The organism is Ruegeria sp. CL7, assembly GCF_056536445.1.
In genome coordinates, this window is sequence record NZ_JBQFPQ010000008.1 from 117,980 (window position 1) to 139,566 (window position 21,587).

At 54.7% G+C, this 21,587-nt stretch carries 18 protein-coding genes; 7 read left to right on the plus strand and 11 right to left on the minus strand.

The window, feature by feature from the left end:
• The first annotated feature begins 88 nt into the window (after positions 1 to 88).
• Positions 89 to 1,927 (plus strand): amidohydrolase, encoded by a 1,839-nt coding sequence (locus ACR0LI_RS17265; protein WP_171723871.1) that lies wholly within the window; start codon positions 89 to 91, stop codon positions 1,925 to 1,927.
• A gap of 307 nt (positions 1,928 to 2,234) precedes the next feature.
• Here ACR0LI_RS17265 and ACR0LI_RS17270 read toward each other — a convergent pair whose 3' ends face one another.
• The 4 genes from ACR0LI_RS17270 to ACR0LI_RS17285 all read right to left on the minus strand — a co-directional run bounded on the left by ACR0LI_RS17270 (position 2,235) and on the right by ACR0LI_RS17285 (position 7,386).
• Positions 2,235 to 3,536 carry an alpha/beta hydrolase gene (locus ACR0LI_RS17270; protein WP_480718926.1) on the minus strand — a complete coding sequence of 434 codons (1,302 nt, stop codon included), beginning with the start codon at positions 3,534 to 3,536 and terminating at the stop codon, positions 2,235 to 2,237.
• 20 nt (positions 3,537 to 3,556) lie between these two features.
• Positions 3,557 to 4,387: an efflux RND transporter periplasmic adaptor subunit gene (locus ACR0LI_RS17275; RefSeq protein ID WP_171723869.1), complete on the minus strand. Its 831-nt coding sequence runs from the start codon at positions 4,385 to 4,387 to the stop codon at positions 3,557 to 3,559.
• Positions 4,388 to 4,477: 90 nt separating this feature from the next.
• Positions 4,478 to 5,836, minus strand: a complete 1,359-nt coding sequence (locus ACR0LI_RS17280; RefSeq protein ID WP_171637059.1) for an amidohydrolase family protein — start codon at positions 5,834 to 5,836, stop codon at positions 4,478 to 4,480.
• Between the two features lie 71 nt (positions 5,837 to 5,907).
• On the minus strand, positions 5,908 to 7,386 hold the full coding sequence (locus tag ACR0LI_RS17285) for a metal-dependent hydrolase family protein (RefSeq protein WP_480718927.1): 1,479 nt from the start codon (positions 7,384 to 7,386) through the stop codon (positions 5,908 to 5,910).
• A 224-nt stretch (positions 7,387 to 7,610) separates the two neighbouring features.
• Here ACR0LI_RS17285 and ACR0LI_RS17290 point away from each other — a divergent pair, with 224 nt between their 5' ends.
• Both ACR0LI_RS17290 and ACR0LI_RS17295 read left to right on the plus strand, forming a co-directional pair.
• Positions 7,611 to 8,642, plus strand: coding sequence for a helix-turn-helix domain-containing protein (locus ACR0LI_RS17290; protein ID WP_171637056.1), 1,032 nt, complete (start codon positions 7,611 to 7,613; stop codon positions 8,640 to 8,642).
• Positions 8,639 to 9,007, plus strand: a complete 369-nt coding sequence (locus tag ACR0LI_RS17295) for a DoxX family protein (protein WP_171637055.1) — start codon at positions 8,639 to 8,641, stop codon at positions 9,005 to 9,007. The genes ACR0LI_RS17290 and ACR0LI_RS17295 overlap by 4 nt, the downstream gene beginning before the upstream one ends.
• 293 nt (positions 9,008 to 9,300) lie before the next feature.
• On the opposite strand, the gene ACR0LI_RS17300 is transcribed toward ACR0LI_RS17295, so the two are convergent.
• Positions 9,301 to 9,495: a SlyX family protein gene (locus ACR0LI_RS17300; protein ID WP_171723865.1), complete on the minus strand. Its 195-nt coding sequence runs from the start codon at positions 9,493 to 9,495 to the stop codon at positions 9,301 to 9,303.
• A 129-nt stretch (positions 9,496 to 9,624) separates the two neighbouring features.
• Between ACR0LI_RS17300 and hisS the strand changes: the two genes are divergently transcribed.
• The 3 genes from hisS to hisG are packed head-to-tail and all read left to right on the plus strand — an operon-like array spanning position 9,625 to position 12,896.
• A complete protein-coding gene (gene hisS / locus ACR0LI_RS17305) occupies positions 9,625 to 11,112 on the plus strand; it encodes a histidine--tRNA ligase (RefSeq protein WP_480718928.1) in 1,488 nt (495 codons plus the stop codon).
• A 3-nt stretch (positions 11,113 to 11,115) separates the two neighbouring features.
• On the plus strand, positions 11,116 to 12,204 hold the full coding sequence (locus ACR0LI_RS17310; protein ID WP_210093026.1) for an ATP phosphoribosyltransferase regulatory subunit: 1,089 nt from the start codon (positions 11,116 to 11,118) through the stop codon (positions 12,202 to 12,204).
• Positions 12,201 to 12,896 (plus strand): ATP phosphoribosyltransferase, encoded by a 696-nt coding sequence (hisG, locus tag ACR0LI_RS17315; protein ID WP_171637052.1) that lies wholly within the window; start codon positions 12,201 to 12,203, stop codon positions 12,894 to 12,896. The genes ACR0LI_RS17310 and hisG overlap by 4 nt, the downstream gene beginning before the upstream one ends.
• Here the strand turns inward: hisG and ACR0LI_RS17320 are convergent.
• Together ACR0LI_RS17320 and ACR0LI_RS17325 are read right to left on the minus strand one after the other, a co-directional pair.
• The gene (locus ACR0LI_RS17320; RefSeq protein ID WP_480490800.1) at positions 12,893 to 13,276 is read right to left on the minus strand and encodes a hypothetical protein; all 384 of its coding nucleotides are present in this window, start codon (positions 13,274 to 13,276) and stop codon (positions 12,893 to 12,895) included. The genes hisG and ACR0LI_RS17320 overlap by 4 nt on opposite strands.
• Positions 13,277 to 13,374: 98 nt before the next feature.
• Entirely contained in the window at positions 13,375 to 13,806 is a 432-nt protein-coding gene (locus ACR0LI_RS17325; protein WP_171119093.1) for a DUF1489 family protein, read from the minus strand.
• Positions 13,807 to 13,935: 129 nt separating this feature from the next.
• Here ACR0LI_RS17325 and ACR0LI_RS17330 point away from each other — a divergent pair, with 129 nt between their 5' ends.
• Complete coding sequence (locus ACR0LI_RS17330) at positions 13,936 to 16,218, plus strand: adenosylcobalamin-dependent ribonucleoside-diphosphate reductase (protein ID WP_480718929.1); 2,283 nt, start codon at positions 13,936 to 13,938, stop codon at positions 16,216 to 16,218.
• A gap of 387 nt (positions 16,219 to 16,605) precedes the next feature.
• On the opposite strand, the gene ACR0LI_RS17335 is transcribed toward ACR0LI_RS17330, so the two are convergent.
• From ACR0LI_RS17335 to ACR0LI_RS17350, 4 genes are all read right to left on the minus strand, one after another.
• Complete coding sequence (locus tag ACR0LI_RS17335; protein ID WP_480718930.1) at positions 16,606 to 17,880, minus strand: RES domain-containing protein; 1,275 nt, start codon at positions 17,878 to 17,880, stop codon at positions 16,606 to 16,608.
• An 83-nt stretch (positions 17,881 to 17,963) separates the two neighbouring features.
• On the minus strand, positions 17,964 to 19,898 hold the full coding sequence (locus tag ACR0LI_RS17340; RefSeq protein WP_480718931.1) for a DUF3732 domain-containing protein: 1,935 nt from the start codon (positions 19,896 to 19,898) through the stop codon (positions 17,964 to 17,966).
• Positions 19,895 to 20,398 (minus strand): three component ABC system middle component, encoded by a 504-nt coding sequence (locus tag ACR0LI_RS17345; RefSeq protein ID WP_480718932.1) that lies wholly within the window; start codon positions 20,396 to 20,398, stop codon positions 19,895 to 19,897. Before ACR0LI_RS17345 ends, ACR0LI_RS17340 begins: the two co-directional genes overlap by 4 nt.
• Positions 20,391 to 21,581 carry an ABC-three component system protein gene (locus ACR0LI_RS17350; RefSeq protein ID WP_480718933.1) on the minus strand — a complete coding sequence of 397 codons (1,191 nt, stop codon included), beginning with the start codon at positions 21,579 to 21,581 and terminating at the stop codon, positions 20,391 to 20,393. The genes ACR0LI_RS17345 and ACR0LI_RS17350 overlap by 8 nt, the downstream gene beginning before the upstream one ends.
• Positions 21,582 to 21,587: the final 6 nt, after the last annotated feature.

Here is a 21,587-nt window from a genome sequence, read left to right on the forward strand (position 1 = left end):
CGCTTTAGCCACGATAGACACGACCATTATATAGACACGACCATTATTCAGTCGTTTGTCTTCCGATGTATTTGAGAGGGTATTCCTGATGTCACGTTTGCTGAATCTTGTCTGGCTGGCGGGTTTTGCCATGTCAACCAGCGGCGCGACCGCGCAGGAGGCCGCCGACACGATCTATACTGGCGGACCGATCCTCACGATCAACGATGCGCAGCCGACCGCCGAGGCCGTCGCGGTCAAGAACGGGCGTATCCTCGCCGTCGGCGCGCTTGCGGATATCATGGCGCACCGGGGCGACGCGACGGAATTGTTCGATCTTGACGGCCGGGCGATGCTGCCGGGCTTTGTCGACAGTCACGGGCACGTGGTTTTCGGTGGCCTGCAAGCCTTGTCGGCGAACCTTCTTTCGCCGCCGGACGGCGGGGTCACGGACATTGCCAGCCTGCAACAGGCGCTGCGCGACTGGATCGATGCAAACAGGGATGCGGTCGAGAAGGCCGGAGTGATCATCGGCTTCGGCTATGACAACGCCCAGCTAGCCGAGAAGCGCCACCCGACCCGCGAAGACCTTGACGCGATCTCGCAGGAGCTTCCCATCGTGATTGTCCACCAGTCCGGCCATCTCGGCGTGGCGAACTCGAAGACGCTTGAGATTGTCGGCTACGATGCATCGACGCAGGACCCGGCCGGTGGCAAGATTCGGCGGGAAGCCGATGGCGCGCCGAACGGGGTTCTCGAGGAATACGCGTTTTTCGGGACGCTCGTCCCCGTCCTGAAGCAACTCGGTCCGGACGCCTTCGCGGAATTCGCGGTTGCCGGGTCCAAACTCTGGGCGCGTTTTGGCTACACCACGGGGCAGGACGGCCGGTCCTCGGGGTTTGCCGTCGAGTCGCTGAAGGCCATGGCGGCCGACGGCAGGATACCGATTGACGTCGTGGCCTATCCCGATGTGTTGGAAGCCAGGGATTATATTGGCGACAATGTTTCGAAAGAATATGAAAACGGTATTCGCGTGGGCGGTTGCAAGTTGACGATCGACGGCTCGCCGCAAGGCTTTACCGCGCTCCGCGACCGTCCCTATTATGACCCGGTTGGCGACTATCCTGCAGGCTACAAGGGGTACTCGGCGGTGACCATCGAGCAGGTGCAGGATGCCGTGAACTGGTGTTACGAGAATGGCATCCAGATCATCACCCATTCCAATGGCGAAGGCGCGTCGGACATGCTCATTGCTGCGCTTCAGGCTGCGCAGGACAAGTATGGCGATCCGGGCAACCGCCCCGCACTGATACACGGCCAGTTCCTGCGCGAGGACCAGGTCGACGCCTACAAGCGGCTGGGCGTGTTCATGTCCCTTTTCCCGATGCACACCTTCTATTGGGGCGACTGGCACCGCGACCACACCGTGGGCCCGGTCAATGCCGAGAACATTTCGCCCACTGGTTGGCTGCTCGAGCGGGGCATGATGTTCGGCTCGCATCACGACGCGCCGGTCGCCTTGCCTGACAGCATGCGCATACTGGATGCCACCGTGACCCGGCGCACGCGATCGGGTGACATTCTTGGCCCCCGTCACCGGGTCGACGTCGCGACCGCGCTCAAGGCGCTGACGATCTGGCCCGCCTGGCAGCATTTCGAGGAGAACGACAAGGGGTCGATCGAGGCGGGCAAGCTTGCCGATTTCGTGCTCCTCTCCGAAGATCCCACCGCCATCGACCCCGAGACGCTGGACGCCGTCAGGATCATGGCGACGATCAAGGAAGACACGGTGATCTACGAGGCGCGCGACGAGGTGAAGAAGGGCGAAATCCGCTCTTCGCCCTTCATGAGCGACCCGGTGTCAGCGCACAACTTTCTTCACGCGATGTATCAGGCAACCGGTGTGGAGAGGCCGTGGCTTCAGCAGCTGATGTTCCGGTTGGAATGAATTCGGGAATCGAGCTGGACCGGGTGTAGTCGGTCGAGGATCCGTAGCGAGAAGCGGGGGCTTTGCCTTCAATCGCCGGGATGGCAGCTATGAGCCCATTGTGCGCATGCGTATTTTGTGCAGCATCAGCGCGAAGGGCGGACATCGGCTGTTCACGGCGCTCGGATCATAGGTCCCGAATGCGGAAAACGGCCTCGATCCGCTGAGACTTGACAACGTCCATTTTCTTACGTTTTTCAATATGGGCGAGCGGCTTCAAAGCGTCTCTCCAAGCCACTCGCCCCCTCCTTTCAGCGATCCATTTTTCTCATTCCGAACCAAGATGCTCTTCTAGGAACACAGCGACGCGGCGAACAGCTTCAGCGGATTCCGGTGTCTCGGAATGACCGTGGAAGCAGTGTTGCATGGCGTCGTGAACATCCAGAATTGCCTCGTGGCCCGCACTACGCAGGACTCCGTACATGCGTATGCCGTCGCTCATCTGAATTTCCTTAGACCCAGTCTGTACCATCGTCGGAGGGAAATCTCGCCCCTCGAAATTGTCGTACACAGTAGAGTAGCGCGGATCTTGTGCTTTCTCTTCAGTAATTCCCAGCATCGGCCAGACTGAGTCGATCAAGTGATCTACGTTAGTGCGTGGATCGTCGTACCGCAGCGTCCATGTCGAATCGCTATTGAACGAGAAATCAGTCTGCGGGCTTTGCATTACGGCCGCACCAGGCAGCGCTCCTCCGCGATGCGACATGGCATTTGTCGCCATCGCCACCAATCCGCCGCCCGCGGAACAACCGTAAATTCCGACGTTCTCTGGTTTATAGCCACCGCCCTCTCCGGTCAGTGCATCAAAAACGGCGATCACCTGATCCCGCTGGTCCAAAATGTCCCAGTCGGGGGCTGGCATCAATTTGTAATCGACGGAGGCAATGTCGATGCCCATATGATTGGCAAGTGGTGCTGTCCGGTCAAACGTTGTTTCCGGAGTGTTTCCGTAAAAGGCACCACCATGTGCATGAATGAGTATCTTTCCCGGATGGCGGTTTTCGCTCGGACTGATAATGACCGTTCTAACACCACCTATCTCACGTTCCTCGGTCGACAAGTTGTAAGTCTTTAAAAGTTGTTTGCCGGCGGCCTCCATCGGATCGATCAATTCATCGTGCAACGACTGCCATGCACCGTAGTCCGTTGGGTCTGGGTAGCCTTCCCAACTGCTGGTGAGCCAATTGGGCGTCCAGTTAACCATCACCTCACGCATCTCCGGGCTGACAAAATCGGGAATATGCGTTGGAAATGTCTTGTTTCGATTTGGATCATTGGGGTCAGCGTTGAAGGTCGCAATGGAAAGAAGACGCCGTACATCTTCGTGACATGGCGCGTTCTGACTTTTCACTTCCAACTTATCGCACGCCTCTTTCAGCGCGGACAATTCTTCGTTCAAGCGCTCGACGGCAATGGTGCCTTCCTCAGATTTCAGAATCTCGCCGACGCGAGCATAAGCGTCAGACATCAAATTCCAGTGCGATCCGTGGTCTGCTGCTTCAGAAGCGGCAACCGTAGCAAGTCCCGCCAATGCAGCTGAAGCCAGAAACGGAGATGTCCAAGTTTTCATTTGATATCCCTTTCTTTGGATCATTTCGAGTTTTCATAAGACGTGACCAATACCTTCATGCCGGGGCGCAATAGGAATTCAGGATTGGGGAATTCGGCGATGCTGTAGCCAATCCCTGTCTCCGGATCGAATTCAAACGGCGTTGAGATAAGGCGTCCGTGATGTGGAAATTCACTTCCTCCCGGCAGTTCCAGCACCAGAGTCAGGCTGCCCATTACACTGTCGTGGCTTTCGCCCGCGAGGATGCGTTCCTGATGCTTCTCGTACGTTCCCTCCACGCGAACGTGGATCGGATCCAGTTGATACAGGGTTCCGATTTCGGGCGAGTCGGCGACGACGTTTGCATTATCGCGAAACCGCGGCGCACTCATCTGGCCGTCGAACGGTGCGTGGATGAGCTGGAGATCTGAGATAGCCTTGGCCTTTTCCGCATTGAGCCTCTTTGTCTCAACGGTCGCTTCGGCGATTTTGACACGCGCTTCAGCTTGCGCAATCTCAACTTCAGACACAGAATTGGTGCCCAACCGCTTCTTTCTGGACAGGTCAGCCTGGGCCAACTCCAGTTCAGCCACGGCCTGCTGGTGAGCCAACTCACCGATTTTGGCATCCCATTGCTTGAAGACCTGGTCGAAAGTCACCAGTAGATCACCTTCTTTGACGAATTGACCTTCAATAAAGTGGACAGTGTCGATCTGGTTTTCGGCGGCTGCCGACACATCCCAGCTTTTGGCTGGCACAACCACTCCTTCTCCTTCCGCACTGAAAACCCCCGGACCACTGCTCTGTGCGTTCACTACGGCCGCGCAAAGCAAGGTTGTGATCAGTGTGGCTTGCAAAAGCTTTCTTGCCACGGGTCTCTTTCTCCTATGTCCGTTTTTTGGTTCCTCTAATGGTTTTTACAAACGGGCGGGATGGACGAGGTGAACCATCCCGCCCATCGCTCAGTTCAGCGTGTTCTTGTAGATCACGCCGTCCTTCATGATGATTTTTAGATTTGTGTCCGGATCCTTCATGATCTCGATGTTTTCCAGAGGATTGCCATCGACCAGCAATAGGTCTGCATAGGCGCCTTCTTGAATGACGCCCAACGGGCCTTCTGGGTATGGATTCATCTGGCCGGTCAGAGCATTCAGTTCTCCGGCTGTCGAGGTAAACGACTTTAGTGTCCGGAAGTTGCCAATAGCTTCTGAGAAAAACTCGAACTCATCTAGCGCGCGATCATCATATTCGCGACCAGTATTCCATTGGGGAATATGATCTGATGCAAGAACCACTTTCAGGTCAGGGTTGTTTTTCATCACTTCCAGCAAGTTTGCCGATGCGTCCCGAATAACGCTCCACTTTGCAAAGCTTTCTGGTGGATAAGCCTTTTCAGCTTGTTCCACTGAGATTGAAAACACTGGCGAAAACGCAGTGGACAGAAACATGCCGTTTTCAATCATCGTCTTGGCCTGCTCATCGGTCAGATAGGGTGCGTGCTCAATCGACATCACGCCATTGTCGATAGCCTGCTGAAGCGCAGCAGCGGTGTGTGCATGAGACGCGACATAGGTATCCCAGCGCTCCGCCACCTCAACGACTGCTTGGACCTCTTCATCAAGAGGGCCCGAATGAAGTGGATCAAACAAACTTGTTACACCGCCTCCGGTGAACAGTTTGAGCTGTACCGCACCGCGACGGAATGCTTCACGCGCCGCGCGCAGGGTTTCCGCCCGCCCGTCAGCGATAATCGTAACATAATCTTCGTAGAAATGTTGCCGTCCGCCAGCGATATTCGGGTGGGAGTCATTCAATTCACGGAAATCGCCATGACCGGATGTTGTGGTGATCCAGTTTTCCGTGGGATAGATGCGAGGCCCCACCATGACGCCCTCGTCGATGATTAGACGCATGAAATTTGACGGACCACCCAGATCCCGTACTGTGGTAAATCCGTTCATCAGCATCCCTTCGGCACGATCTGCGGCCAACGCACCATGAGCGTAAGGATGCAGCCCGTCGCGCGATTGCGTTTGCACGGGCCCGAAGGTCGAGATATGAACGTGCATATCCAGCATACCTGGCATCAGTGTGCGCCCGCCACCGTCAATAACCGTAGCATCCGGCGCGTCGATGGTCTCTGCCGAGACCTGCTTGATAAGGTTGGCCTCGACCAGAACGCTGGCATTCTCGATCCGCGCCTCGTTCATGCCGTCAAAGACATGAACATTGGTGAACAGGGTCCGTGGCGGCGCGTCGTCCTGCGCAAGAGCGGCAGAGCAGGTCAGCGACAAGGCCAGTACTGCTCTCAGGGAAGTCATTGTTTTGATCTTCATCACAACTCTTTCTCTTAACAATGGAAGGCAGGGCCGAAGCCCCGCCTCCCGAGGGATTATTGCAGAGTGTTCTTGTAGATCACGCCATCCTTCATGATGAGGTTGATGGTCTTGATGCCACGCGGACGCGGTTCTGCGTTAAACCATGAAGGGTTTCCGCCCAGAACAGTGATGTCCTCAAGCGGATTTCCATCGACAAGCAGAATGTCGGCGTATGCGCCTTCCTCGATGACACCAAGAGGTGCGGGGTAAGGGTTACTGCCACCGGTCAAGGCGGCAAGCTTGCCGCCAGTGGACGTCATTGCTTTCAGTGTTTCATAGTTGCCAAATGTATCTGCGAATATCCATTTCTCATGGTCCCGGTGGTGTCTTGCGGCCATGCCATTGGTACTCACGATGTCGATTGAGAACACAATGTTCGGCTTCACCTTTTTGATGACTTCAGCGAAGTTTTTTGTTCCCTCTTTCATCATAAGTGTTCTGGCGTACTCAAATGTTGAAGGATTGCCATAGACCGGATGGGTCAGGATGTCTTCGCTCATGACGGCTGCAATGTAAGGAGAAATGAAGGCACCTTTTTCCTTCATCAACATGGCCGTGTCTTCCTGTAGGAACTGTCCATGTTCAATCGACATGACACCCAAATCGAGCGCACGGCGAATGGCTTCATCAAGATAAAGGTGCGCTGCAACATAGGTTCCACGCGTTGCAGCTTCTTCTACTGCGGCGATAATTTCAGCGTCGGTGTATTGAGAGGCCTCAAAGGGACCTTTGTTGCTGGCAACACCACCGGCCATCATGATTTTCATATGGGTGGCGCCCGCATTAAAGTTCCTGCGAACGGCTGCTCGAACTTCATCAGGGCTGTTTGCAATGTGGTATATGCCATTGCGCCAGGTGCTACTCTGCTGGGGACTTGTCTGGCTTTCAAACAAGAGATCACCGTGACCAGCGCTTTGGCTGATCATCCCGGCAGCGCTGTAGATGCGAGGTCCTTCCATTAGGCCGTTGTCGATGACACGTCGCAATCCGTCGGCCATGCCCCCCATATCACGCACTGTCGTGAAGCCATCGTAGAACCACTCCAATGCGGCAGACGAGGCATGTCCCGCCATATAGTCCCACCTGGCCATTTCCATGCCCGGACGCCCGCCGTCCATAGAAAGGTTAAAATGCGTATGGCTATCAATCATGCCCGGCATCAAGGTGCGTCCCCCGCCGTCAATGACATTGGGCGACAGTTCGACTGTCTGCGTCCCTTCTTCGCCCTCGATGATGAAAGTGTAGCCACTGCTGCCGCTATGAATTTCTGAATACAATGGCCCACTCGGACCAGCTTGCACTTCCCATGTACCGGTCTCTGGAATGTCTTCGGCGACCTTGTGGATCTTGTTGCCGACAACAAGAACATTCAGGTCCAGAAGACCATCGGTGTTCCCATCAAAAACTTTCACGTTTTTGAACAAGGTGACTGATGGCGCTTCCTGCTGAGCAAATGCAGTCGAGGTGGACAGCGTCAGCGTTACAAATGTCAAGGCAGCGAAAACTCTTTTGCAATATCTTGCCATGTCAAATCCCTAGTTGCGTGATCGATGTCGACTAGTTCATTTCATTTTATGAATATGACACCTTCATTTGGAAAATGCTTGACCGTATCCTAAGGTTAGAGATTTTTCGGTTAGAATTTGGTCAGGTTATTGAACTTTTTTCTGGAAAGCACGCCGTGGCGCAGGCACGAGTCCCAGTAGAGGGAGCAAATATGTTCGGGAATCGCAAAACACCAAAAGACTCTGATCTGCCATTGGTGCGGGCAACAGTACTGGCGCCGGTCGTCGCGGCGTTACGCGCGCGGGGGCAGGATGCTGATGATGTCTTCGCACATCTGAGTTTTGACGCGGCAACTATGATCGCACCTGAGCAATTTCTGTCACATGAAACCGTATATGCAGCCTTCAATGCCGCATCTGAAGCCGAAGGAGCAGATTTTTGCACTCGGGTTGGCCAGTCTGTTGATCTCAAGCGCTTCCTTCCAAAAGGGCAGGAGCTTGCAAAGGCCTATACGCTGGGTGACTTGTTCACACGTTTCACCCAGATTGTTTCGAAGGAGTCAAATGCAGTCACTCAGTCCTTAGTCGTAGAAGACGAATATGCTTACTTTGCGGCCCGACGGCATTTTCGCTCGTCAGTGTCACCTGCCCAAGCCGATGGCTTCATGATCGGGATCTGGATTTCTTTGCTGCACCGAGTGATCGATTTCCGTTGGGATCCGCGTGAGATCGTACTGCAACTGGCCAACCCTAACGTTTTGCCCAAACAGTTTTATGGGGTCACTGGCATTCCCTGCGACGATCGAGGGTTTTCGATACGCTTCCCATCCATCTGGCTGAACCATCGCCTCTCAGAGGACATGATGGAGAACAACCCCGAGTATCACCCATCAGTCATGGAACTTGCGGCCCCGCTCGATTTTTTGGCCGGGTTCGAAGACATCGTCCGGTCTCGACTGGCTGATCCGGCGTTTACAGCGGTAGAGGCCGCGCGCACGGTCGGTTTGCATCCAAATACCCTGAATGCGCGTCTGTCGGAACGTGGCGAGACAACATCCAAGGTCATTGCACGCATGAAACGAGAGAAAGCGATTGAACTGTTGGGTGTGAAATCCTGCTCGGTCACTGACACCGCTCAGCAACTCGGGTTTTCCGACCCGACTGCATTCTCACGGGCGTTCCGGAGGTGGACTGGTCAGTCCCCACAGGCTTTCAAGCGCTCTTACACGGAACCAGAAGAATGACCTTAACGATAGTCATTGCGCTCCTGTCAGCGTTCTTCCTGCTCGCGAGCTCAATCAAACTTGCGGGTTGGCAAAGGAAGATCTTCGAAACACAGCTCGCAATGTTCGAAAGCTATGGCCTCAATCGGCAGGCCATGTTCTTGGTGGGTCTCATTGAATTGTTCGGAGCCGTCACAATCTGGTTCCAACAGTCCTGGCTGGGTCCGCTCGGAGCAGCAGCACTTTTGGCAACATCCGTCGGAGCCATCTTCTGTCACCTGATATTTGACTCCTGGAAAGACGGAATCCCCGCAATGATAACCGCGGCTGTTTCTGCATCTGTGCTTTGGCACGGTTGGAGCAGCATAAGTTCGGTCTTCACGTGAACCGCAGGGTCTATTTGGTTGTCCCAAGCAGACTGTTCGGAAGGTTTTAATGCAGAAAGCTGCCGTTCATGGATGTCCATGGAAATAGCAATTAAGCGCCGGAAGCGCCAATAGACGCCATTGGGCCGGGCGGCGGGTTTGTCCGCACTACTGACAACTGACCCATACCCGGCGCCGTTACCCAACGCGGTTTCTGTCCGAGTGTGACGGTTCGGCCCTGAGACGTTTCGTACAAAACGGACTACCAAGCCCCAAGCGCCTGTACAAAACGGAAGAAACGGCCTCCCGGCCACTCAATAATGCGGCGGGCGTTCGTCACCAAAGACAACGCCGCCTGATCCTTCCTGCGCCCGTTCTGCTTCGCGCTGCAACAGCATTTCAACCCGTTGGGTCAGCCGGTCGATTTCCGACTGTTGTCTGGTGACGACCGTGTTCAGCTCGTCCACGGTATGGGTCAGATGGGCGATCTCTTCTTCCAGATGCTGCATGGGGAACTCCTGTCTTGCGCTGGTCATAGCGACACAGTCGGCCCAAGGCCAGAGAAAGCGCGCCTTGCCCCGATGCGGACCATGGGATAGACCGCGCGCGGAACAAGGACACTCCCAAGGACGCCCCACATGGCCAAGCCCAAGAAACAGCCCCGCCCCAAGGCCGTCACGCCGAAAGGGTTCCGTGACTATTTCGGCGAGGAAGTCACGCAGCGCACCGAGATGCTGCGGACGATTGCGGGCGTGTATCATCGTTACGGGTTCGACGCACTTGAAAGCAGTGCGGTCGAGACCGTCGAGGCGCTGGGCAAGTTCCTGCCAGACGTGGACCGCCCGAACGAGGGCGTCTTTGCGTGGCAGGAGTTTGACGAGGGCGGCAACGGCGATTGGATGGCGCTGCGCTATGATCTGACAGCACCTTTGGCCCGGGTCTATGCCCAGCACCGCAACGATTTGCCCACGCCCTATCGCCGCTATGCGATGGGTCCGGTCTGGCGCAACGAAAAGCCGGGGCCAGGGCGGTATCGCCAATTCTATCAGTGTGATGCGGATACGGTGGGGACGGCCAGCATGGCTGCGGACGCCGAAATCTGCGCCATGCTGTCGGATACGCTGGAAACCGTGGGCATTCCACGCGGCGATTATCTGGTCCGGGTCAACAACCGCAAGGTTTTGAACGGCGTGCTCGAAGCGATGGGTTTGGGTGAAGACGCGGCAGCGCGGGACGACGTTCTGCGCACCATCGACAAATTCGACAAAGTTGGCGGGCATGGCGTGCGCGAGTTGCTGACCAAGGGCCGGCTGGATGCCTCGGGCGCGTTCATCGACGGTGTGGGCCTGTCCGACGATCAGGCAGAGCCGGTGATCGCCTTCCTGACCTCCAAAGCCGATGATGCCGCTGGAACGCTGGCCAACCTGCGAGCGGCCGTGGGTGACAGCAAAATCGGCGCCGAAGGCATTTCGGAATTGGAACAGATCGGCGAGTTGCTGGCCGCGGGCGGCTATGGCGCTGATCGCATCCAGATCGATCCCTCGGTCGTGCGCGGTCTGGGTTATTATACCGGGCCGGTCTATGAGGCCGAACTGTCCTTTGAGATCTTTGACGAGAAAGGCCGCAAGCGGCAGTTCGGGTCCGTATCGGGCGGCGGGCGCTATGACGATCTGGTGAAGCGTTTCACCGGACAGGAAGTGCCCGCGACCGGCGTTTCCATCGGTGTTGACCGCCTGCTGGCGGCCCTGCGCGAAAAGGGTCGGATCAGCGCCCAGGCCAAAGGCCCTGTGGTCGTCACCGTCATGGATCGCGACAGGATGGCCGATTATCAGGCGATGGTGGCCGAGCTGCGCAACGCGGGCATCCGGGCCGAGGTCTATCTGGGCAATCCCAAGAATTTCGGCAATCAGTTGAAATACGCGGACAAGCGCAACTCTCCGGTTGCGGTGATCGAAGGCGGGGACGAAAAGGCAAAAGGCATCGTGCAGATCAAGGACCTGATCCTTGGAACCAAAATCGCCGAAAGCGCCACGCTGGAGGAATGGAAAGAACGCCCCAGCCAGTTCGAAGTATCGCGCGCTGATCTGGTCGCGAAAGTGCGTGAAATTCTGGACAGTCAGGACTGACCCATGCCCAACCGTTCCCAAATACAGGCCCGTGCCGCGATGATGCGTGTTCGGTTCGAGGCTGCGGGCGCGCAGGTGGTGGATACGCCTCTGTTGCAACCCGCTGAAATGTTGCTGGACCTTTATGGCGAGGATATCCGCGCCCGTGCCTACGTCACCTCGGACGCGCTGCGGGGCGAGCAGATGCTGCGCCCGGACTTCACCCTGCCTGTTGTTCAGATGCACATGCGAGACGGGGCCGAGCCTGCACGCTATACCTATTCCGGTGAGGTGTTCCGCCGTCAGGAACACGACCCGGACCGCTCGAACGAGTATATTCAGGTGGGGTATGAGGTGTTTGACCGCGAAGATCCCGCTGGTGCCGATGCCGAAGTGTTTTCGCTGATGGCGCTGCAACTGCGCGGGCTGCCCTTGCGTGCGGCAACCGGGGATATCGGTATCCTCACCGCCGCGGTCGAAGGGCTGCGTACGACCGAGCGCCGCAAGGCCGCTCTTATGCGGCACCTGTGGAGACCGCGCCGATTCCGTATCTTGCTGGATCGGTTTGCAGGTCGCAAGGCGCCCTCGGAAGGGCGAACCGCGCTGCTGGACGCTGCCGATCCGATGGCCTTTGATGCCCCTATGATCGGCAAGCGCCGCAAGGCCGAAATCGCAGCGCGCATTGAAGCCCTGCGCGAAGACCGTGATACGCCGCCGATTTCCGACAATGAGCTGGCCGGGCTGGAAACGTTGCTGAATGTGCGCGAGACCATGCCATTTGCGCTGGAACAGCTGCGCGACGTGGCGGTGGATCTGCCGCAGGTCACGCCCGCCCTGGACCGGCTGGAGGCGCGTGTGGCTGCACTGCAAGCACGTGGAGTCGATGTCGAGCGGTTGGATTTCGAGGCCGCCTATGGTCGGACATCAATGGAATATTACGATGGTTTCGTTTTTGGGTTTTACGCGGAAGGTCGGCCTGATTTGCCTCCGATCGCCACGGGCGGGCGCTATGACGCGCTGACACGGCAATTGGGCCGTGGAGACGAAATCCCGGCTGTCGGCGGCGTGTTGCGCCCCGACCTGATGCTGGAGATCGAGGAGGGTGCTGTATGAGCCTGAAACTGGGTGTGCCCTCGAAGGGCCGGTTGATGGAAAAGACCTTCTCGTGGTTCGAAAAACGCGGCATCACCTTGTCACGCAGCGGATCGGACCGGGAATATGCGGGCAAGGTCGAAGGGATCGACGGTGTCTCTCTGATCCTGCTGTCGGCGGGGGAAATCCCGCGTGAACTGGCGGCGGGGCGGATTCATCTGGGCGTCACCGGGATCGATCTGGTGCACGAGAAACTGCCGCGCTGGGAACAGCAGGTTGAAGAGGTTTCGCAGCTTGGATTCGGCAAGGCTGATCTGATCGTCGCAATCCCGGCATGTTGGGTCGATGTCGATACGCTTGATGATCTGGACGCGGCAGCAGCCGCGTTTCGCAAAACCCATGGCCACCGGCTGCGGATTGCCACCAAGTACCACCGTCTGGTTCGGGAATTCCTGACAGAAGCGGGCGTGGCCGATTACACGCTGGTCGACAGTCAGGGCGCGACTGAAGGCACGGTGATGAATGAAACCGCTGAAGCAATTGCCGACATCACCTCGACCGGAGAGACCCTGCGCGCGAACCACCTGAAGATCCTCTCGGACGGTCTGATCCTGCAATCGCAGGCCACGCTGTGGCGTAGTCGGGTGGCCAGTTATTTGCCTGATGACAAGCGGGTGCTTGCGGAAGTAATGGACCGGGTGAGCAAAACTTAATCAGGGGCAGCGGTCACTGATTTGCTGATGTCAAAACGTTTAGACCTGCACGTCCCTTTCCATTTTTTGAACACGACATTCTTTCTCAGGTCGAATGTCATGGTGCCGGTGTTGCCGCCTCCGCAGTTCGCGCTGTCGAAGTTGAAACTGATGGATTGCTTTTTGCTGTTCCCCGAAACGCTGGCGCCGTTGATATTTTGCAGCGTTGAGGATGTGATGCCTGCAATGTTGCCGCCGGTAATTGTAACCGACACCGGGAACGGATTTTGGGACGGCACGGTCAGGCTATAGGTTCCATCCTTTGGGGCGGCGAGAACGCTTGTTCCACCTGCTACAAATACAGCCGCCAATACGATTGTTCGAAATTGTCCAATCATCATAGATTGCCCTCGTTAACTTAATAAAATCAAGTAAACATTCTATGCGATTTTGTTGGCATCCTCAAAGCATCACATTGCGGATGGTCTGGTGCCGGCCTTTATAGAACCCCGATTTCCGCCAGGGCGCGGTTCAGATCATCGGGTAGGGCATCGTCCTGCTCGCGGTTTTTCGGCAAATCGGCAGGGGTATCTTCAGGCTTGAGATAACGCCATCCCTGAAACGGGCGTTTCAGGGCGTTCTGTGTGCGGTGCAGCTTGGGGTCCAGCACAATGGCACAGCGGCGGATACCATCGTCTCCGATCACTTCATCCAGCCGCAGGATCCGTTGGCGACACTGGATTACGCCCTTGATGACCCAATAGATCGATCCGCCGTTCAGAATTTCGGCTTCGCGCTTGGGCCACATGCGGGTGACGTGGCGTGGCAGACCATCTGCGAACCGCTGGCGATAGCTGTCCTGCCAGGCCATCAGCGTGTCGACGCTTTCCGACCCGACCGAAAGTTTTATGAGGTTTACGTAATTATCCACAGCTTTCCCACAGAGTCGTCCCTAGGATCATCTTTATATTGTAGCTCGGTTCCAGATGTCATCAAGGTGTTGTGGTGCGCATGTGATTTGAGGTAGTCTGGATACCTCTTTCAGCACAGGGAATCACCAATGAGCCGCTTTGCCGCCCCCATCGCCGAGCAGATCTGGGATATGAAGTACCGCTTTAAACAGGCGGATGGCACCCCCGTCGATCAGACGGTTGAAGACAGTTGGCGGCGCATCGCCCGTGATCTGGCGCGGGTGGAAAACGACCCGGGGCACTGGGAAGAGCAATTCTATGAGGCGCTGGAAGATTTCAAATACCTGCCTGCCGGGCGGATCACAGCAGGTGCCGGCACCGCGCGTCAGGTGACCCTGTTCAACTGTTTTGTCATGGGTACGGTGCCCGACAGCATGGGCGGCATTTTCGACATGCTTAAAGAGGCCGCGCTGACCATGCAGCAGGGCGGGGGGATCGGCTATGATTTCTCGACCATCCGCCCGCGTGGTGCTGACGTGAAAGGCGTTGCGGCGGATGCGTCGGGGCCGTTGAGCTTTATGGATGTCTGGGACGCCATGTGCCGCACGATCATGTCGGCGGGCTCGCGTCGGGGCGCTATGATGGCGACCATGCGCTGTGACCACCCGGACATAGAACAGTTCATCACCGCCAAATCCGACCCGGCCCGCCTGCGCATGTTCAACATGTCGGTTCTGGTGACCGATCCGTTCATGGAAGCGGTCAAGGCCGATGCCTCATGGGATCTGATCTTTGACGGCAAGGTATATCACACGGTTCAGGCGCGTGATCTGTGGAACAAGATCATGCAGGCCACCTATGACTATGCCGAACCGGGCGTGATCTTCATCGACCGGATCAACCAGGCCAACAACCTAAGCTATGTTGAAACCATCGCGGCCACGAACCCGTGCGGCGAACAGCCATTGCCGCCCTATGGCGCCTGCCTGTTGGGTTCGATCAATCTGGCGCGTTTGGTGGTTGAACCGTTTGAGGCAAAAGCCCGTTTGAATGAAAAGGCCCTGCAAGAACTTGTCGCCACGGCTGTCCGGATGATGGACAATGTCGTTGATGTGTCAAAATTCCCATTGGCCGAACAAGAGGCTGAAGCGCAGGACAAACGCCGCATCGGGCTGGGCGTGACCGGACTGGCGGATGCGCTGTTGATGCTGGGCCTGCGTTATGGGTCCGACGAGGCGGCGCGTCAGACCGAGCGCTGGTTGCACGCGATCGCCCGCGCCGCGTATCTGGCGTCGGTCGACTTGGCCAAGGAAAAAGGGGCGTTCCCCCTGTTCGATGCCGAGAAATACCTGGCCAGCGGCACGATGCAGCAGATGGATGACGATGTCCGCGAAGCCATCCGTGCACACGGTATCCGCAACGCGCTGCTGACCTCGATCGCGCCCACTGGGACGATCTCTCTGTACGCGGGGAACGTGTCGTCGGGGATCGAGCCTGTTTTTGCCTATGCCTACACCCGCAAGGTTTTGCAGAAGGATGGCTCGCGGACCGAGGAAGAGGTGGTGGACTATGCCGTTCAGATGTGGCGCGACAAGTTCGGCGATGTCGAGCTGCCCGACTTTTTCGTGAACGCCCAGACCTTAACCCCGGCCGAGCACGTCAAGATGCAGGCCGCGGCACAGAAATGGATCGACAGCTCGATCTCGAAGACGATCAACTGCCCCGAGGACATCTCGTTCGACGCCTTCAAGGACGTGTATATGCAGGCCTGGGATCAGGGCTGCAAGGGCTGCACCACCTATCGCCCGAACGACGTGACCGGCTCGGTTCTGACCGTCTCGGAAAACGACGACAAGGTGCCGGGTGAAAGCGCGGATGCCCCGCACGAGGTGGATGGCGGCGATGTCATCTACATGTCCGAACCGCTGGATCGGCCGCAATCGCTTGAGGGTTCGACCTACAAGCTGAAATGGCCCGACAGCGAGCACGCGATCTATTTGACCATCAACGACATCGTCATCGGTGGCCGCCGCCGTCCGTTCGAGGTTTTCATCAACTCGAAGAACATGGAGCATTACGCCTGGACGCTGGCCCTGACCAGGATGATCTCGGCCGTGTTCCGGCGCGGTGGTGACGTGTCTTTCGTGGTCGAGGAACTGAAGGCCGTCTTCGACCCGCGCGGTGGGGCTTGGGTGCAGGGCAAATACATCCCCTCGATCCTGGCGGCAATCGGCGGCGTGATCGAGCAGCACATGATCGCGATCGGGTTCCTCGAAGGCGAAGGGATGGGGCTGAAATCCGACCCGCAGGCGCAGGTGGTCAACATGGACGCCCCCCGCGGCAGGGCCTGCCCGTCCTGCGGCCAGTATGACATGGTGATGATTGAGGGCTGCATGACCTGCCGCAGCTGCGGGCATTCGAAATGTGGTTGACGCTGGGGGTGGGTGCTTTGATGTTGAACCGCAAGGCAATACGAACCCATTTCGACGATTTTAGCGCCCATACACAAGGTCATTAGCGCCCACAATTCGTAACTCTTCGGTTTTGCAGGAAAAAAGGCGCCGGAATTTTGGTCACCGGCGCCTTGTTCTTTGCTAGTGCGAGATTGAAAGTGTACCCAGAAATCTCACCAGAATTGATGCCGAGAGAGGCGATCAATAGTAGCCGGAGCTAACAATCGCTAGCCAATCGGAAAACCCACTTGGAACCTCAGCGAATTTCAGGGCGTGTTGTGAGGGTTGATAGGTTTTGGGACTACTTGCTTGCCGAGGTTGTCTCTTGCGCTGGACGACAGCGTGGTGACGCAACACCATCGACAATTAAAACTCTTCAACTTCACCCACTCCAGTATAAACACTAGAAGTGCTTACCTGCACACTGTCAATGATCTGGGTTGTTAGGCTATTCTCGACTACCTCAAGTGTATGAGGTCGTCGGTTTTTACGGCGGGCGCGTCCGGTCGGGGTCGACTGGTCCGCTTTGACTTTGGTCGCATCACCAAACAGGACAATATTTTTTCCTTCACTGTTTTGCGCTGAGCGGAAGATAATTCCCTCTACCGTTCTCTCTTGTTCGTTGTGTTTGAAGCGATGCAGGTGAACCAAATACTCAGCCACCACCTGTGTCGGAATGTAATCTAAGTGCTCGTCGCCTGGCAGACATGGTTGAGAAATTTCATTCATAAACTCAGCCATGAAACCCCAAAGGCTAAGGCGCTTGTTGTAAGTTTTCGCAAAAATGTTGAGTGCTTTTGGTGGGCGTTCAAACTTTGTTGTATCCAGCACGACCACTGGTCTCACCAAATCAAACTGTGCTGCCATAACTGTCTCTCCGACCGCTGGCCTCAACTCCGCTAATGCGGTCTCCAAATCGAAAGCTCCATAGAAAGAAGGTATCCCGGATGGGTTCATCCTTCCGGGCATTCGTAGACTAGGAGGCGGGGGCCCGAGTTCTTGAGCAACGTTGGACGAAATGGCTTCCTGTGATCTCAGAGTATTGGCACGTCGGGCTCGAAAGATCGTCAACTTCCCGGGCTCAAGAGTACGGATGGCGGGCTCGTTTCGATCATCTCTGAGGAGCTGCAACCCATCAAATATTGCCGACAACATCTTCTGAGCACTGTCATTGAAGAAACGCTGTTTACTAACTATTTGACGGCGAAAGTTATCCCACATTTGCGAACGTTGTTCGTCAAATACTTCTGTAATGCGGTCATAACCATTTTCTTCTGAGAAGAAGGGGTCGCCGCCATCACTGGGCCACCAAGTTTCATTGTCGATTATTGCGTTCTGGAGTGCGGTAGCTACGTCGTGATGATCAGCGCCTGTCAGATCATAAATCAGGTCGAGCAAGGTGCTTCCAGTCGGCTCCCCAAGGTAATCGACTCCCGAGACATAGTAGTTGTTCGTTATGACCTCATCCATAATCCGCGCGACTTCTTCTATCGGCACTCCTTTCTTACTAGGATGTTGCTCACATTTACCTTCATTAAAACGTGGCCGAATTTCTTTAATACGATTTTGTAGGCTGGAGTTTTCAAAGCAGTCGGGGCATATCAGCATGGTTGTCTTTCTTAAGTCTGCCAATACAATCAACAATTCTCTCCCGAATTTAGTCACTCGAGGGAGGATTCAGTTCTCATTGAAATTGTCTTAGTCGTAGGTCTATTTCCGCCTTCCTAAGCGATTGGCCAATTTGATGGAATTAGAGCGTTGTCGCCACGCCATTCTTCGATGATGGCGTTTTCAAACCACTCATGTCGTAGGTGCGCATGGTCCAAAACGATGAGTTGAAATGGTGCGCTTATCTCTTGGCAAGCTTCATGCATCAATTCAAATAGCGATTGAACTGCGCGCCTGTCGGCATCGATCCTGATCTCATCCAGCGAGCCTTGGAGCGCATCAGGCGGATAGTAAGCTTGGGTTGGCTGATCTAGCACCAAAAAAGCTGGGACAGGTCTGCCGCGTTTTCTGAACCACCAATGAAGTGCAAGGTGTGCCAACACATGATAGCCAACCCAGTTTTCGCCACTTCCCATTCTGTTTAGCGGGATAGGACCATCTTCGGTGTTTGCAACAACTGTTAATTTCTTCGCATCTAGTCTCAGAGAGCTCCCTTGATATTCGAGGCTTAACTTTTGGGAGTATTCGGTCATCTTCTGGCCAACAAAGTCCAAAAAAGTCGTAATCTTAGATTCCGTTTCCTCGGATTTGAGCTTCGACAATACTGTTTCGATAAGTTCCTTTACACGATCAAGCTCCGCTTCATCGAAAGCATCATCCTCTTCAGGTGAAACAGTTTCGATGAAATTCGTCAGACGTCCGACATACCGAGCTCTATCAACAAGTTGTTCTTGCGCTGCCCGTGCCTGTTCGTCGGAAGATATAGCGGCTCTCAACTCTTTTGAGACCTCCCTTAGGTCGATGGTGAGTGCCTGAATCTTCTCTTCTAGAGAAGAAATGTGTGACAGCAAATGAGGGCTTTCTTTGTGTACGGACGATAGTTGGTTATCAACGATTTCGAGAGCAGCATTCACTTCTGCAAGATCAGGAGTTGGGTTTTCTTGAGGTGAGGCGCACAAGGGGCATATCGCTCTATCACCAATCTGCTCTTTATAAATTCCAATACTGCTCAGCCTAGACTTCTGCTCCGAGACTTCTCTTCCATAGTCGGTCTGAGCGGACAAAAATGCCTCGGTGGCCGCGCGATCCTTTGACAATTCATCAATACGGTTCCAGATCGCACTTCTTTCGTCTTCCAACTGAGTTATTGTTTCGCCGAAGTCTTGATAGTCAACGGCTTCTTCGACATCCGTTTTCGCTATTTGCGACAAATAGTCAAAAACGGAATCGTCGACTGCCTGATAGTCCCGGGGAATTAATCCAACTCGTTTACCATCGTTGACCAAACGTGTAACACGCGATCTGCTCACTTCTATGGCCTGTAGCTGTTTACTTTTTTGAGCTTCTAATAGTCGAGCCTGTTTTCGTAGTTCATCAAGTTCAGCCAAGTAACGGAAATGCTCTTCATCCACTGCTCCTAGGAAGTAGGGAAGTGTGTCTCGCAAAGCCAGAGCCCGAAACGTATCATCCATCCGGTTGAAAAGCTGATCTTTTCTCGCAATCACCCCTTGCGGTTGGAAACACATAAATAGAGCATGAGAAATATTCGCACTCAAAGGGTCTCGAGTGCCGGAAATCGGACGGTGTTCGTTTTCGACTATACCGCTGTATTGCGTAATGAACTTTTTGAGGCTGGTCTCAGTTGTGTTTTTCTCAATTTCCTCAATCGTGGGACGTTCTTCAAGCTTGCCCCGTTTGAAGTAAACTTTAGAACCTGTCGATGCCCCGGTTCCGGGATTATCGCGCGCCACAAACACTTCATCCCCATCGTTTTCAAGATGGAGACCGAACCACGAAACTTTCTTTCTGATAACACCCTCAGCCACATTGTAACTGCCCCTACCCAAGCAGTAATCAATAATGTCAATTATGGCCGACTTTCCAGTTTTCGACTTTCCCGTAATAATATTCAGACCGTTCGAGTTAAAAGTTATAGAGCGCACTTCTCCCGTGTGGCTGTAAACAACCATTTCGCGAATTATGAAACTCAAGGTCTTACCCCCCAGCCAGAAAGAATAGATGCCTCTGATCCAGATTTGGCAAACCATTTGGCCAAAAACCGTGTAGAAATAACGGTTTCACTAAAATCAGTCGAAGCTGATTTCAAGAACGACGGTGTGAAGTGACCTTTCTTTTGTCCTATCTTCAAGCAATGGCCTCCACTGAACTCAAGAACTTCCTGATAGATCGCGAATTTTGCACCGTCTCGAAGCAAGGGCATTAATGCACTCGTGCGACGATGGAGATCGACCAAAACGTCCTCGTTGTCCTGAATCCACTCATAAAGCGACGTCACAGTACGACTAGGGAAACGTTTTCTTGTTTGGCGATGCAGGGACAAGGCCGGAAATAGATACACCAAAGTAATTGGGCACGTCTCTTGCTTTGCCTTCGTAAACTCTCGAACGAATTCGCACATGAGAGATGATAGGTACGCAGGATTAAAGGAATATGCCTCTTCGCGAGGACGGTCCCGCCAAGCCTTATGCATTGTCTAATTCCGGTGTCGCCACGTCAACGCTGTTGTAATCCGGATGCCATCTGACCTTATTCCGATCTGCAAGGCCGTGGTACGAACCCGCTGTAATCCACTTCTCAACAACGTTTCGAAGTGGTGTTGATTCTTGGGTTGCCCAGAGGAATATGTTTCTGCCTAAGTGTACCTTTGCTTCTTCGCTATCAGCACCTTTCAACAAAACCTCCGCGTCGAATTTTCGCCGCCACGCGTCTTGGAGCTTCTCGTCATAGTTGGAGAGTTCATCTTCAAGAATAAGGTTTTCCCTGCTCCAGCGCGACCGCTGAGCATATGCACGATAGAAATCGGACGTTGCGTTTCGTACCATGCCATCGGTGATTTTAATGGCTCTCATCTGTCGGACAAAAACCCGAGCTTCATCGTCTTCACTATATTCCTTGATGTCCAGTTTAGATGGGTCATCTAAAGGCAAAGCATTTTCCGAGAACATCTTTCCGATCTCGTGAGCTTTGAGGATTAGATGATGGACTGGGATACCTTGCTTGTCTTCTCCCATCAAATGGAGGCAAATCCTACTTAGCCACCAGCCTTCAAGATACTGTGCAGCAAGTTCGGGATTTTTGGGTGCCAAGGTAAGAAAATGCGATGCGATATCCGAAAAAACATCGATCAAATTTGGATGCCTGTCTACGACTACCACACGCGAGAGCAGCAGCTTTGCTTCGCTTGATGTCATGTCCAAAAACGCGCTGCGCGCTTTTTTCGTCGTGGTGCTTGTAGATTCTTGTGCAGCAATGGTTAGCAAACCGTAAGCGGCATCGATGTTCTGCTCCGATGCACCCTCACGCAGATTGGACATTGCTGAGCCGGTCGGGCACTCTGCTGTAGTGATCAGCATATAGGTTGTTTTGATCACTTCGAAGACGCCTTTTTGGGCTCCCTCAATCCAAATGAGAAGAGTCTTCCAAACGTCTTCGCTCTTATCGCCGAGCGATTTTGGTATCACGTGGTGCTTGGCTTGAACTAAACAATCGGCGAAATTATCGGTTTCAAATGCAATGTCATCGAATTTCTCAATAGAGATTACCGCATCGGGGTTCTTTCGGATCAACTCCATGCCATGTAGCAAAGCAAGTCTGCATTGAAACAAGTATCCAGCCATTGGGCCGCTAGCGCTGTATTTTGTTAAATCTGTCAAACTAAT

What these genes read in the sequence shown, in the direction of transcription:
- ACR0LI_RS17265 (WP_171723871.1), top strand. Translation starts at nt 89, where the DNA reads ATGTCACGTTTGCTGAATCTTGTCTGGCTGGCGGGTTTTGCCATGTCA.
- ACR0LI_RS17270 (WP_480718926.1), bottom strand. Translation starts at nt 3,536, where the DNA reads ATGAAAACTTGGACATCTCCGTTTCTGGCTTCAGCTGCATTGGCGGGA.
- ACR0LI_RS17280 (WP_171637059.1), bottom strand. Translation starts at nt 5,836, where the DNA reads ATGACTTCCCTGAGAGCAGTACTGGCCTTGTCGCTGACCTGCTCTGCC.
- ACR0LI_RS17290 (WP_171637056.1), top strand. Translation starts at nt 7,611, where the DNA reads ATGTTCGGGAATCGCAAAACACCAAAAGACTCTGATCTGCCATTGGTG.
- ACR0LI_RS17295 (WP_171637055.1), top strand. Translation starts at nt 8,639, where the DNA reads ATGACCTTAACGATAGTCATTGCGCTCCTGTCAGCGTTCTTCCTGCTC.
- ACR0LI_RS17300 (WP_171723865.1), bottom strand. Translation starts at nt 9,495, where the DNA reads ATGCAGCATCTGGAAGAAGAGATCGCCCATCTGACCCATACCGTGGAC.
- hisS (WP_480718928.1), top strand. Translation starts at nt 9,625, where the DNA reads ATGGCCAAGCCCAAGAAACAGCCCCGCCCCAAGGCCGTCACGCCGAAA.
- ACR0LI_RS17310 (WP_210093026.1), top strand. Translation starts at nt 11,116, where the DNA reads ATGCCCAACCGTTCCCAAATACAGGCCCGTGCCGCGATGATGCGTGTT.
- hisG (WP_171637052.1), top strand. Translation starts at nt 12,201, where the DNA reads ATGAGCCTGAAACTGGGTGTGCCCTCGAAGGGCCGGTTGATGGAAAAG.
- ACR0LI_RS17320 (WP_480490800.1), bottom strand. Translation starts at nt 13,276, where the DNA reads ATGATGATTGGACAATTTCGAACAATCGTATTGGCGGCTGTATTTGTA.
- ACR0LI_RS17330 (WP_480718929.1), top strand. Translation starts at nt 13,936, where the DNA reads ATGAGCCGCTTTGCCGCCCCCATCGCCGAGCAGATCTGGGATATGAAG.
- ACR0LI_RS17345 (WP_480718932.1), bottom strand. Translation starts at nt 20,398, where the DNA reads ATGCATAAGGCTTGGCGGGACCGTCCTCGCGAAGAGGCATATTCCTTT.